The organism is Bradyrhizobium sp. 21, assembly GCF_023073335.1.
In the GTDB taxonomy this organism is placed as follows: Bacteria; Pseudomonadota; Alphaproteobacteria; order Rhizobiales; family Xanthobacteraceae; genus Bradyrhizobium.
The window spans coordinates 1-13,018 of record NZ_JADPJG010000015.1; the positions used below are offsets into that span (position 1 = coordinate 1).

Here is a 13,018-nt window from a genome sequence, read left to right on the forward strand (position 1 = left end):
GGCGGCGTCCACCGCCTCGACGGACAGCTCATGGTCGTCCTCGATGTCGATCGCGTCCTCGAGCTCAAGACCGAAGTGCAAATGGCTGCGTGAGCCCCAAAAACATCGAAGCCGGAGAACCAAAATGAAGACGTGTTTGGTGGTCGATGATTCCAGCGTCGTGCGCAAGATCGCACGCCGGATCCTGGAAGGCCTGGAATTCGAAGTCACCGAAGCCGAAGACGGCTCCAAAGCGCTCGAGGTCTGCCAGCGGCAGTTGCCCGACGCGGTGCTGCTCGACTGGAACATGCCGGTGATGGACGGCTTCGAGTTCATGGGCCACATGCGGCGCCTGCCGGGCGGCGATCAGCCCAAGGTCGTGTTCTGCACCACCGAAAACAACGTGGCTCATATCGCTCAGGCGCTCAGCGGAGGCGCCAACGAGTACATCATGAAGCCCTTCGACAAAGACATTATCGCCGACAAGTTCGCCGAAGTCGGCTTGATCCCGGTCGGACAAGCCATGGTCTGAGTGTCTGGCAGAGTGTTCCAGCCAGAGTGTTCCCAGTACACCTTCCGAGAGGCCAATCCGTGACCCCGACCGAGTATGAGTATCTGCGCAAGTTCCTGAGGGATCATTCCGGGCTCGATCTGTCCGCCGACAAGCAATATCTGATTGAGAGCCGGCTGCTGCCGCTCGCCCGCAAGGCCGGGCTCTCCGGTATCGGCGAACTCGTGCAGAAGCTGCAAGGTGCCGGCGCCAGCGCGCTCGTCACCAGCGTGGTCGAGGCGATGACCACCAACGAGACCTTCTTCTTCCGCGACAAGGTCCCGTTCGATCATTTCCGCGACACCATCATGCCCGAAATCATCAAGGCCCGCGCCGGTCGCCGCAGCGTGCGTATCTGGTGTGCCGCCGGCTCGACCGGGCAGGAGCCCTATTCGCTGGCGATGAGCCTGAAGGAGATGGGTGCGGCCCTGACCGGCTGGCGCGTCGAGATTATCGCGACCGACCTGTCGCAGGAGGTGCTCGAAAAGGCCAAAGCCGGCATCTACAGCCAGTTCGAAGTGCAGCGCGGCCTGCCGATCCAGATGCTGATGAAATATTTCAAGCAGACCGGCGAGACCTGGCAGATCAATCCCGAACTGCGGGCGATGATCCAGCACCGGCAGCTCAATTTGCTGCACGATTTCGCCCAGCTCGGCACCTTCGACGTCATCTTCTGCCGCAACGTGCTGATCTATTTCGACCAGGACACCAAGATCAACATCTTCAACCGTCTGGCGCGCCAAGTCGAGGGAGACGGCTTTCTGGTGCTGGGCGCGGCCGAAACCGTGGTCGGACTGACCGATACTTTCAAGCCGCTTCCGGAGCGGCGTGGCCTTTACAAGCCGAACGATCCGCGTACCGCAGCCGCTAAGCCGGCTCTCGCCGGCGCGGCGCCGCGCGTGGCGGTGATGGCAGGACGATAGACATGTCCGAGGATGGCAAGGGTTTGGAGCGCGTGACGTTCAGTCGCGGCTATGACGTCTGCATCATGGCCATCGACGGCACCTGGCGCCGCGACTGCAAGCTCAACGCGATCTCCGACACCGACGCCATCCTCACGGTCGAAGGCTCGATTCAGGGCCTGAACCTGAAAGAGTTCTTCCTGCTGCTGTCGTCTACCGGCCTCGCCTACCGCCGCTGCGAGCTGGTGCGCGTCAACGGCGCCGAAATGGACATCCAGTTCCTGCGTGGCAAGAACCGGAAGAAGCGCGGTGCGGCCGGTGGCCGTGACGAGGCGGCGTGAGCTTCACCTGCGTCTCGTCGTCCTTGTCGGGACGTTGGTTCATATTTGCTGAAACTTCGGACTGAATTTGCCGTAGCGGCTTTACGTCACCTAAGCGCGAGCCGTGTATCCATTGCCGGTCTCAATCGCAGGATACGGTAATGCCCAGAAGCTCTCTCTCCCCCCTCCCGTCAAACCTGCCCGACGGCACCGAGCGGCGCGCACTTCAACTCCTGGTGGTCGATGACGACGCCACGCAGCGGAGCCTGATCACGGTCGCCGCCAGGCAGGCCGGCCACGAAGTCACGGGGGCGCCGTCCGTGGCGGAAGCGATCGAAAAGCTGCGCGCTGCGCGCTTCGACTGCGTGACTCTCGATCTCGTGCTGGAGGATGGCGACGGCATCGACGTGCTGGGCGAGATGGCAAAGGCGAAATTTGCCGGCGCCGTGATCGTCATCAGCGGCATGGACGGCAAGCGCCGCAGCGCCGCTCGCAGCTTCGCCCGTTCCGTCGGGATCGAGCTCCAGAGCCTGCCCAAGCCGCTGGATCTGGCGGCGTTGCGCATCAGCCTCGCCAATCTCGGCAAGACCGCAATGGGCCTGCCGGCGATCCACACCTGGGGTGGTGTCGCCACCGACGCAATCGTGGAACGGCACCGCGCCTGAGCTGCGGGGCTGGCATGCGATGACATGCGGCCGCCGAGCCGCGCCGATCGCGATCTACACGGCGCTGCCGGGCTCCGACAGGCATTGCAGGGCGTGGCCAAGGCCCGCCCGGCAGGCGTCCAGGGCGGCGCTCGCCGTGACATAGCGAGGCGTGACGTCGTCGAGTACGAAGACGTCAGCGGAACCTTCCTGATCGCTGCCGTGTTCTTGATCCATGGCTGTGGCGATCCGGCGCATGCTGGTCTCGATCTGCGAGATCAGCAAGCAAAGGTCAGCCGCAATCAGCCGACGGCTCACGACTTCGGGCATTGGGACCAGAGGCGGCGTACCGGCCAAATTTAGCATGGATATTCTCCGTCCCCTGCAATTAGGCGCGTTGCCGCTACTTGTGCGTTGAGTCCATGTCCCGTACAAATACGGGTGGGCCGAATCCGCGCCTAACGCCATAACGGTTGGCGCGGACGCGAGTCCTTCATGCCAACCGGATGTGTGGCACATGGCCGAACAAAGCTCTCGCGGTGAAATCTTCGTGGTCGATGACGACGCTGCCGTTCGCGACACCTTGTCGATGGTGTTGAAGGCGGCGGGCTATGAGGTGATCTGTTTTGCGGACGGGGCAGCGTTGCTCTCCGTCGCGCGAAACCGGACACCTGCGGCGATCCTGCTCGACGTGCATATTCCCGGCAAGGGCGGGCTCGACATTCTGAAGGAGTTGCACGGCGAGGACTATCCAGCGCCGATCTTCATGATCTCCGGGCAGGGCGACATCGCGATGGCGGTGGGGGCCATCAAGAGCGGCGCGCTCGACTTCATCGAGAAGCCGTTTCGCGGCAGCGAGATCGTCGGCCGGCTCGACGAGGCGATCGGAGCTTATGCACGCAGGCAGGCAGAGAGCGCGTCGCCGAAATTCTCTTCGCTGCATTTCCCCGGACGCGAGCCGTTGACGCGCAGGGAGCGCGAGGTGCTCGAACAGTTCGCTTCCGGTGCGTCCAACAAGGAAGCCGGCCGCACGCTCGGCATCAGCCCGCGCACCATCGAGGACCACCGCGCCAACATCATGAAGAAGCTCGGTGCGCGCAATGCCGCCGATCTCATCCGCATCGTGATGACCGCGGCCCAGCGCGCGTCCTAGAACGGCATTTCTCTTTCGTGCCCGGGCCCCAGCGCACGCGCTGCGGCTTGTCCGAGGCACGAGCCGCCCCTCACGCTTGCAGTGCCTTGCGGATGATCCGCGCCAGGTCCGATTTGCGATAGGGTTTCGCCAGCAGCAGAACGCCTGAATCCAGCCGACCGTGATGGATGATCGCGTTCTCGGTGTAGCCGGACGTGTAGACCACCCTGAGATCGGGACGCGTCCTCTGGAGTTCGTCGGCGAGCTGTCGTCCGTTCATCTTGCCGGGCATGATGACGTCGGTGAACAGGAGGTCGAACGGCTTGCCGGCGGCGACGATTGCGAGCGCCTCCGCGGCGTTCGCGGCCTGCAAGGTGACGTAACCCAGCGAATGCAACTGCGCCAGCACGTAGTCGCGCACGAGCCGGTCGTCCTCGACCACCAGGATCGTCTCGTGTCCGCCCTCGATCGTCGCCGGTGTCACGCCCTCGCCGACCACCGTCGGCGTCTTGCCGGGCGGCAGGTACATCTTGATCGTGGTGCCGTGGCCTTCCTCGCTGTAGATCTTGATATGGCCCGCGGACTGCTTGACGAAGCCGTAGACCATCGACAGCCCGAGCCCGGTGCCCTTGCCCGGTCCCTTCGAGGTGAAGAAGGGGTCGAAGACCCTGGCCAGCATGTTGGCGGGAATTCCGGTGCCGGTGTCGCTCACGGCGATCAGCACGTAGTGGCCCGGCCTGATGTCGTTGAGGCTGGCATAGACCTCGTCGAGATAGGCGGAGCCCGTCTCCACGATCAGCTTGCCGCCGCCGGGCATGGCGTCGCGGGCATTGAGCGCGAGATTGAGGATCGCGGTGGTGAGCTGGTTGGGATCGACGATTGCGACGCAGCTCTCGGTCTCGAACACGGACTCGATCTGGATCTGCTCGCCCAGCGTCGGCCGCAACAGCTTCGCAGTGTCGATGATCAGCGAGTTGATGTCGATCTCGCGCGGCTGGAGCGGCTGCTTGCGCGCAAACGCCAGCAGATGCTGCGTCAGCTCGGCGCCACGTCCCGCGGCCTCGTCGATCATCTTGGTGATCGCTGCAAGCTCCGGTTCCTTGGCCACCGCGTCGGCCAGGATCTCGATCGTGCCGGTGATGACGGTGAGGATGTTGTTGAAGTCGTGCGCCACGCCGCCGGTGAGCTGGCCGACGGCCTCCATCTTCTCGGCCTGACGGATGCGCTCCTCGGCCGCGATCTTGTCGGTAAGGTCGCGGTAGAACGAGTTGAAGAGAACGCCTTCGCGTCGCCGGAGCGCCGTGACACTGAGCTCGGCCCTGAATTCCTTGCCGTCGCGCCGACGCACCAAAAGCTCCCGCCTTGGACTGGCCAGTTTTTGATCCTCGGATTCAAGAAAGCTCTGGAGCTTGGCCCTGACGCCTTCCCGCTCGCTTGGAGCGACGAAGAGATCAATCGCATTCCGGCCGATTGCCTCCTCACGCGGCCAGCCGAAGAGCTTCTCGGCCTGCGAGTTCCAACTCAGGATAGTACCGGTGTGGTCGGTCTGGGTGAATGCGTCGAGCGCAGTCTCGACAATGTCGTGGGCCAGCCGTTCGCTCTCGCGCAGCGATTCCTGCGCGAGCCGGGCCTCCGTCATGTCGCGCCCGACGAAGAAGAAGCGCTTCGCCTGTTCGGACCAGCTTCCAAGCCACGACAGCCAGACCTCATACCCGTTCTTGTGGAAGCAGCGGGTGTCGGCGAGCGCGCGGCGATCGCCGCGCCGCAACGCGCGCATTTCCGTGCGGGATTGCTCCAGATGATCGGGATGAATGAAATCCGTGCCGCTGCGGCCGATCATCTCCTCCGCCCGGAAGCCGAGAATGGTCTCGCTGCTCGGACTGATCTGCGCGATATGGCCGCGCGCGTCCATCACCATGATCAGGTCCTGCGAGGTCTCGAAGATCTGCCGCCGTTCCTCGAGCTGCTGCTGCAACGCCCGCTCGGCCCGCCGCGCCTCGGTGAGGCTGCGCGCGGTGCCGGAGGCGCCGACAATCTCGCCCGATGGCCCCCTGATCGACGAAAGGCCGAGTGAGATCTCGACCGGGGTGCCGTCCTTGCGCAGGCGCACCGTCTCGAAGCGCTCGATTGGCTCGCCTCGGGCGATCCGCGCCAAATAGTCCTTGCCCTGCTCGCGTCGGTCGGGCGGGACGATGATCGAGGTGCACTTCCCGATCGCCTCATCCGCCGAATAACCATAGAGGCGTTCGGCGGCAGGATTCCAGCCCGTGATGATGGCGTCGAGAGACTGCATCACGATGGCATCGTCGGATGATTCGACCGCGGCGCTGAACAGGCGCTCGCGCGCTTCATGATGGCTTCGCGCGGCCTCGGTGCGACGATGCTCCTCGACCTCGCGTTCGAGAGCCGCCGTTTTCGCTTGGGTTTCTTCGACCATCCGGGCAAAGGCCCGCGCCAGCACGCCCGTCTCGCCGCTGGCATCGACGGGAATGTCCCCGGGCCGCCCGCTGCCGATTGCCTCCACCGCCGCGGTCAGACGTCCGATCGGGCGCGTCAATGAGCGCGCCAGCAGCACCGCGAGTGAAGCCGCGGCGAGCACGGCAAGCACGCCGACCAGCAAGGACGTTTTTTGAATGGCGGCCGGCACGCGGCCGAACACGGACGGGGGAACGGTCACGATGATTGCGACCCATTCCTTGCCCGCCAGCAGCGCCGGTGCGATCGCCGCTCCGCTCGGCCGGCCCGACCCATCGGTCATGAGTTGCGTGGATACTTCCGGCGTGCCGGCCAGGCCGGAAAAAAAAGGAAAATCATCGCGCCAATTGGTGGGATGGCCATGCAATGAGCCGAATTCCCGCGCGCGATCGGGATGGACGAGATAGTCGCCGCGCGAATTCACGACGTAAATCTCTCCCCCTGCGCCCGCCGTCGAGCGGACGCGGTCGAGTGCCGGGCGCATGTCGATATTGGCGATGATGATACCGAACGGCTTGCCGTCCGGCGTGAACAGCGGCGTCGCAACGCGCAACGTCGGGACGTGGAGCTCCGTGGTCCCCCCCTGGCGGGTGGCGAGATCGATCGACGAAACATAAATCTCGCCCGGCGCCAGTCGTATCGTGTCCTGAAAGTAGGGTCGCTCGCTCTTGTGCTCCAGTTCGCTGTTGGGGACGGTCCGTGCTGCGCCATTCGGGCCGGAGCGGTCGACGCGGACCAGTTCGCGCTGGTCGTCGTCAAGGCCGATGATTCGAAACTGCCCGTAGCTGGGTTTGGCGTCGATCTCGGCTGCGAGGCGCGCTGCGATACGCTCGCGCCAGGTCTGCTCCGCAACGCCGTCGAGAGCGTCGACGCCTCCGCTGATGTGGGCGCGGATCAGGCCATTGATGGCCGCGGCGGAGCGATAGCCGAGCAGATCGCCGCGGGCGCCGGCAACGTAGGATTCGAGATTGGTCGCCAGCAGGCGTGACTGGGCTTCGACGCGTTCCAGGACCCGCGGAATGACGGCCTGGGTGATGTTGCGATAGCCCAGCCAGCCGACTGCGCCCACGGTCACCGCCACCAGCAGGATCATCGCGATGGCGAGCCGCGTAGCGAGCGTCATGGGGATATTTGCACCGCTTCCCAAATTGCCGCGCCTGTGCTGGCTTGGAACAGACCGAAGATTTTTGTCATCGGCGGCCGGTGCTGACATCCGGATTCCCCACCGATACCGTCCGCGCCGCGTCCAGGCAGCCATTGACCGCGGCGAGCAATGTGTCGGCCCGGAACGGCTTCTGCAAGCTTGCCACCGCGCCGAGCTTGGTCGCCATCTTCAGGAAATCCGGCTCCGCGTAGGCGTCCGGCGTGATCGAACGGCCGGAAATGACGATGATCGGAATGGCCGGCGCTCGCGCCCGGATGTGACGCATCGTCTCCAGCCCGTCCATGCCGGGCATGAAGATGTCAAGAAACAGCAGGTCGAACTCGCTGGCCTCAAACAGCGCAAGTCCCTTGCGGCCGTCGCCGGCGACGGTGACGTGATGACCGGCCCGCTCCATCAGCAGCCGGATCGTCATCTGCACGGCCGGGTCGTCATCCACGATCAGGACGTTGGCCACGTCTGATATCCTCCGGGCCGGATGGGGATCTCCCAGCGACCGCAAATCAAACCGTCAAATGCGAAATTGTTGCGCGGATTCCATCCGGCCTGCAAGGACTTCGCGGGCGAACGGACGATTGCTCGCAAAAGGCGAAGTCGGCGCGTCATGATATGCACGCTTAGGTGCATATGCACGCGTGAAGAGGGATGGCCGTACGCCTAATCGGTCAGGTATTCGGGATAGTGGCTTCGGATCGTGTCGAGCTCGCTCAGCGTGCCCGACAAATGCTTGCGCAGATGCTGCTGCGCGGCATCGGAATCTCCGGCCTCGATCGCGCGCGTGATCAGTCTGTGGTGGCGGACGATGTTCTGGGCCTTGCCGGGTGAGGGCAGGTGCAGCCGGCGCAGCCGGTCGATATGTCCGCTGCGGCTGCGCACCAGCGTCCAGAGATCCTGCTTGTCGGCCGCGTCATAAAGCTGCGCGTGAAAATCATTGTCGCCGGCGATGAAGCTTTCGAAGTCTCCGGCCTTGGCGAATTGCTGTTGCAGCGCGATCGTGTGGTCGAGGCGGATGATCAGGGACCCGTCGGACTTTTCCGCGAGCAGCCGGACGATTTCGAGTTCCAGCGCCTGGCGCAGGAAATGGGCCTGCTCGGCGCGGCCGACATCGACCCGGCTGACGACGGTCGCGTGTTGTGGAAACACGTCGACCAGCCCGTCTTCCTCCAGCCGCATCAGCGCGTCGCGGATCGGCGTCGAGCTGACGCCGAATTGCGCGGCGAGGTCGGTGCGCGACAGCGGCGAGCCAGGCGGCAATTCGAGCGCGAGAATGGCGTTGCGCAGCCGCTCGAACACCTGCGGTGCAGCCTGCCGGGCCCGGTCGAGACGTGCGCCGGGGCGGGCGGCCGCGCGGGAGGCAGGTTGGGCTGGTTGCATGCGAGAATTCCGGCGGCCTTGCCTTTGATGCACTAATGCATTAGTGCATTAGTCAGATCGCTCGTCAATGGCGGCCGGAGGAAACCAACAACAATGATGAAGCAATTGCAGTGCGGCCTAGCCGCCATCGCCCTGATCGCCGCGACGGCGCTCGCGGCACCTGCGAAGGCGCAGCAGAAGTCGGAGATCTCGCTGTCGCGCCAGCCCGGCATTTTCTACATGCCGAGCCACATCATGGAAAAGCAGAAGCTGATCGAGAAGCACGCAGCGTCGCTCGGGGTAGCAGGCGTCACCACCAAATGGGTCACCTTCTCCGGCGGCGGCGCGCAGACCGATGCGCTGCTCGCCGGCGGCGTCGACATCCTCAACACCGGCACCGGCAATCTCTTGTTGCTGTGGGACCGCACCCGCGGCGGCGTCAAGGGCATCGTTGCGACCTCGGCGCAGCCGATGACGCTGATCAGCCGCGACGCCAATATCAACTCGATCAAGGATTTCGGCCCGACCGACAAGATCGCAGTGCCGACGGTAAAAGTCTCGACCCAGGCCATCGTGCTTCAGATCGCGGCCGCTGAGGCTTTCGGCGCCGACCAATGGTCGAAGCTGGACTCCAACACCGTGCAGCTCGGCCATCCCGACGCCTATGCGGCGCTGTCCAATTCCAAGCACGAGGTGCACACCCACTTCTCGATTCCGCCGTTCACGTTCCTGGAGCTGAAGAACGTGCCGGGCGCGCATGTCGTGCTGTCGTCGCCCGACGTGATGGGCGGCCCGCTGAGCCAGGCGCAGTTCTTCACCACGACCAAATTCGCCGATGCCAATCCCAAGATCATCCAGTCCGTGCGCGACGCCACCAAGGAAGCGCAGGATTTGATCCGCAGCGACACCAAACAGGCGGTCGAGATCTACAAGGAGATTACCGGCGACAAGACCTCGGTGGAGGATCTGCTCGGGTTCTTGAAGGAGCCCGGCATGATGGAGTGGAATCTCGAGCCGCAGGGCACGATGAAATTCGCCGCCCATCTGTTCAAGACCGGTACGCTGAAGATCCAGCCCAAGGCCTGGACGGACTATTACCTGCCCGTCGCGCATGATCTGAAGGGTAACTGATGGCCCTGCTCGACGTCAGCTCCGTGACGCTGCGCTACAAGACCTCCAGCGCCGTCGTCACCGCCACCGAAAGGGTCTCGTTCACCGTCGACAAGTCCGATCGGTTTGTGCTGCTCGGACCGTCCGGCTGCGGCAAGTCGACGCTGCTCAAGGCCGTCGGCGGCTACATGAGCCCGAGCGAAGGCCGCATGACCATCAACGATCGCGAGATCCGTGATCCCGGCGCCGATCGCATGATGATCTTCCAGGAGTTCGACCAGCTCCTGCCCTGGAAGAGCGTACTCGCCAACGTGATGTTTCCGCTGCTCACCGCGCGAAAGCTGTCGCGCAAGGACGCCGAGGCGCGGGCGCGGGCCTATATCGAGAAGGTCGGGCTGACGCGCGTGGTCGATGCCTATCCGCACACGCTGTCCGGCGGCATGAAGCAGCGCGTCGCGATCGCGCGCGGCATGGCGATGGAGCCGGACATCCTGCTGATGGACGAGCCTTTCGCGGCGCTCGACGCGCTGACGCGGCGAACCTGCCAGGACGAGCTGCTCCAGCTCTGGAGCGAGACCAAATTCACGGTGCTGTTCGTGACCCATTCGATCGCGGAAGCGATCCGCATCGGCAACCGCATCCTGTTGCTGTCGCCGCATCCCGGCCGCGTCAAGGCCGAGGTGGTCGACGTCGACAAGGTCTCCAACGACGACGGCAGTGCCGGCCGGCTCGAGAAGGAGATCCACGATCTCCTGTTCGCCTCCGAAGCAACGGCGCATTGAGGGAGCCTGCCATGGGCGAAGCGAGAATATTGCTGCGTGACGCGACGGTCGCCGGCACCGGCGCAGGCGAGGTCGAGCGCAAGCTGAGCGTTGCCGAGCTGCTGTGGAACGACGGTTTTGTCCGCAAGACCGCCATCATCCTGTTTCTGGGCGCCGTCTGGGAGGCCTATGGCCTCTCGCTCGACAATCCCCTGCTGTTTCCGACACTGCACGACACCATCGTGACGCTGGTCGATCGCGTCAAGGACGGCACCATTCCGATGCGGGCCTGGACCTCGCTGAAGGTGTTGTTCATGGGCTATTCGGCCGGCATCGTGCTGGCGGCGATCTTCACCGTGCTCGCGATCTCCACCCGCATCGGCACCGACTTCCTCGAGACCGTGACGGCGATGTTCAACCCGCTGCCGGCGATTGCGCTGTTGCCGCTCGCGCTGATCTGGTTCGGGCTCGGCAATGGCAGCCTCGTCTTCGTGCTGATCCATTCGGTGCTGTGGCCGGTCGCGCTCAACACCCATTCCGGCTTCAAGAGCGTGTCCAACACGCTGCGCATGGTCGGGCGCAATTACGGCCTGCGCGGGCTGCCCTATGTGGCGAAAATCCTGATACCGGCGGCCTTCGGCTCGATCCTCACGGGTCTGAAGATCGGCTGGGCCTTTGCCTGGCGCACGCTGATCGCGGCCGAGCTGGTGTTCGGCGTATCCTCCGGCCAGGGCGGGCTCGGTTGGTTCATCTTCGAGAATCGCAACCTGCTCGACATTCCTGCGGTCTTCGCAGGATTGCTGACTGTGATAATCATTGGGCTCTTTGTCGAGAACCTGATTTTCCGCGCCATCGAGCGGAACACCGTCCAGAAATGGGGCACCCAATCATGACCAAGAAGAAAATAACGCCCGACCAGCTCCGCAGCGCGCGCTGGTTCGCGCCTGACGATCTGCGCTCGTTCGGCCACCGCTCCCGCACCATGCAGATGGGCTACGCGCCGGAGGAGTGGAAGGATCGGCCGATGATCGCGATCCTCAACACCTGGTCTGATGCGCAGCCCTGCCACATGCACTTCAAGTCGCGCGTCGATGACGTCAAGCGCGGCATCCTGATGGCCGGCGGCCTGCCCATCGAGCTGCCAGCGCTGTCGCTGTCGGAATCGCTGCTCAAGCCCACCACAATGCTCTACCGCAATCTGCTGGCGATGGACGCCGAGGAGCTGCTGCGCAGCCATCCCGTCGACGGCGTGGTGCTGATGGGCGGCTGCGACAAGACCACGCCGGCGCTTTTGCTCGGCGCGACCTCGATGAACATCCCGGCGATCTATCTGCCGGCGGGTCCCATGCTGCGCGGCAATTGGAAGGGCAAGACGCTCGGCTCGGGCTCCGACGGCTGGAAATACTGGGACGAGCGGCGCGCCGGAAAGATCTCCGACAAGGACTGGCTCGACATCGAAGCCGGCATTGCGCGCAGCTACGGCACCTGCATGACCATGGGCACCGCCTCGACCATGACCGCGATTGCGGAAGCGATCGGCATGACGCTGCCGGGGGCGTCGTCGATTCCTGCGGCCGACGCCAACCACATCCGCATGGCCTCGGAATGCGGCCGCCGCATCGTCGAGATGGTCTGGGAGGATCTGACGCCGAAGACGATCCAGACCCGAAAAGCCTTCGAGAACGCGATTGCGGTCGCGATGGCGATGGGCTGCTCGACCAATGCGATCATCCATCTGATCGCGCAGGCCCGCCGCGCCGGCCAGGACATTGGCCTCGACGATTTCGAGATTGCGAGCCGCAAGGTGCCCGTCATCGCCAACGTGCGGCCGAGCGGCGATGCCTATCTGATGGAGGATTTCTTCTACGCCGGCGGCCTGCCGGCCCTGATGGGCCAGATCAAGCCGCATCTGCATCTCGACTGCATCACCGTCACCGGCAAGACTCTCGGTGAGAACATCGCGGGCGCCGAGGTCCACAATGACGACGTGATCCGCTCAGTCGACAATCCCATCTACAAGGAGGGCGCGCTCGCCGTGCTCAAGGGCAATCTCGCGCCCGACGGCTGCGTCATCAAGCCGAGCGCCTGCGCGCCGCGCTTCCTCAAGCACACCGGGCCGGCGCTGGTGTTCGACGACTATCCCGCGATGAAAAAGGCGGTCGATGATCCCAACCTGGACGTCACCGAGGATCACATCCTGATCCTGCGCAACGCCGGGCCGCAGGGCGGGCCGGGCATGCCGGAATGGGGCATGCTGCCGATCCCGACAAAACTCGTGAAGCAGGGCGTGCGCGATATGGTGCGCATCTCGGACGCCCGCATGAGCGGCACCAGCTACGGCGCCTGCATTCTGCACGTCGCTCCCGAATCCTATGTCGGCGGCCCGCTGGCGCTGGTGCGCAACGGCGACCGCATCACGCTCGACGTCGCCGCCCGCACCATCAATCTCGACGTCTCCGAAGCCGAACTCGAAAAGCGTCGGGCCGAATGGAAGCAGCCCGAGCGCCGCTTCGAGCGCGGCTATGGCTGGATGTTCACCAAGCACATCAAGCAGGCCAATGACGGCTGCGACTTCGACTTCCTCGAGACGGACTTTGGCGCGCCGATCGGCGAGCCGTCGATTTACTAGA

General features: G+C 64.3%; 13 protein-coding genes and 1 pseudogene. 10 read left to right on the forward strand and 4 right to left on the reverse strand.

Annotated features, from left to right (window positions below; genetic code table 11):
* The 5 genes and pseudogenes from IVB31_RS16145 to IVB31_RS16165 all read left to right on the forward strand — a co-directional run.
* Positions 1–93 (forward strand): annotated as a pseudogene (locus IVB31_RS16145) (chemotaxis protein CheW); the annotation flags it as partial.
* Positions 94–124: 31 nt separating this feature from the next.
* Complete coding sequence (locus IVB31_RS16150) at positions 125–511, forward strand: response regulator (protein ID WP_247323915.1); 387 nt, start codon at positions 125–127, stop codon at positions 509–511.
* Between the two features lie 59 nt (positions 512–570).
* Positions 571–1,452 (forward strand): protein-glutamate O-methyltransferase CheR, encoded by an 882-nt coding sequence (locus IVB31_RS16155; protein WP_247323917.1) that lies wholly within the window; start codon positions 571–573, stop codon positions 1,450–1,452.
* Between the two features lie 2 nt (positions 1,453–1,454).
* A complete protein-coding gene (locus IVB31_RS16160) occupies positions 1,455–1,772 on the forward strand; it encodes a PilZ domain-containing protein (protein ID WP_247323919.1) in 318 nt (105 codons plus the stop codon).
* 140 nt (positions 1,773–1,912) lie between these two features.
* Positions 1,913–2,416, forward strand: coding sequence for a response regulator (locus IVB31_RS16165; RefSeq protein WP_247323921.1), 504 nt, complete (start codon positions 1,913–1,915; stop codon positions 2,414–2,416).
* 54 nt (positions 2,417–2,470) lie between these two features.
* Here the strand turns inward: IVB31_RS16165 and IVB31_RS16170 are convergent, their stop codons facing one another.
* Positions 2,471–2,761: a hypothetical protein gene (locus IVB31_RS16170; protein WP_247323923.1), complete on the reverse strand. Its 291-nt coding sequence runs from the start codon at positions 2,759–2,761 to the stop codon at positions 2,471–2,473.
* Positions 2,762–2,912: 151 nt separating this feature from the next.
* On the opposite strand from IVB31_RS16170, the gene IVB31_RS16175 reads away from it, so the two are divergent.
* Positions 2,913–3,548 (forward strand): response regulator, encoded by a 636-nt coding sequence (locus IVB31_RS16175; RefSeq protein WP_247323925.1) that lies wholly within the window; start codon positions 2,913–2,915, stop codon positions 3,546–3,548.
* A 70-nt stretch (positions 3,549–3,618) separates the two neighbouring features.
* On the opposite strand, the gene IVB31_RS16180 is transcribed toward IVB31_RS16175, so the two are convergent.
* The 3 genes from IVB31_RS16180 to IVB31_RS16190 all read right to left on the reverse strand — a co-directional run bounded on the left by IVB31_RS16180 (position 3,619) and on the right by IVB31_RS16190 (position 8,538).
* Positions 3,619–7,215, reverse strand: coding sequence for a PAS domain S-box protein (locus IVB31_RS16180; protein ID WP_247323927.1), 3,597 nt, complete (start codon positions 7,213–7,215; stop codon positions 3,619–3,621).
* On the reverse strand, positions 7,193–7,621 hold the full coding sequence (locus IVB31_RS16185) for a response regulator (RefSeq protein ID WP_247323929.1): 429 nt from the start codon (positions 7,619–7,621) through the stop codon (positions 7,193–7,195). The genes IVB31_RS16180 and IVB31_RS16185 overlap by 23 nt, the downstream gene beginning before the upstream one ends.
* Positions 7,622–7,821: 200 nt before the next feature.
* Positions 7,822–8,538: a GntR family transcriptional regulator gene (locus IVB31_RS16190; RefSeq protein WP_247323931.1), complete on the reverse strand. Its 717-nt coding sequence runs from the start codon at positions 8,536–8,538 to the stop codon at positions 7,822–7,824.
* 93 nt (positions 8,539–8,631) lie between these two features.
* Between IVB31_RS16190 and IVB31_RS16195 the strand changes: the two genes are divergently transcribed.
* Genes IVB31_RS16195 through araD form a run of 4 tightly spaced genes read left to right on the forward strand, consistent with a single transcriptional unit; the run spans position 8,632 to position 13,017 of the window.
* Positions 8,632–9,648, forward strand: coding sequence for an ABC transporter substrate-binding protein (locus IVB31_RS16195; RefSeq protein WP_247323934.1), 1,017 nt, complete (start codon positions 8,632–8,634; stop codon positions 9,646–9,648).
* Positions 9,648–10,409 (forward strand): ABC transporter ATP-binding protein, encoded by a 762-nt coding sequence (locus IVB31_RS16200; protein ID WP_247323941.1) that lies wholly within the window; start codon positions 9,648–9,650, stop codon positions 10,407–10,409. Before IVB31_RS16195 ends, IVB31_RS16200 begins: the two co-directional genes overlap by 1 nt.
* Positions 10,410–10,420: 11 nt before the next feature.
* Positions 10,421–11,281 (forward strand): ABC transporter permease, encoded by an 861-nt coding sequence (locus IVB31_RS16205; RefSeq protein ID WP_247323942.1) that lies wholly within the window; start codon positions 10,421–10,423, stop codon positions 11,279–11,281.
* Complete coding sequence (gene araD, locus IVB31_RS16210; protein ID WP_247323943.1) at positions 11,278–13,017, forward strand: L-arabinonate dehydratase; 1,740 nt, start codon at positions 11,278–11,280, stop codon at positions 13,015–13,017. The genes IVB31_RS16205 and araD overlap by 4 nt, the downstream gene beginning before the upstream one ends.
* The last annotated feature ends 1 nt before the right edge of the window (position 13,018 follow it).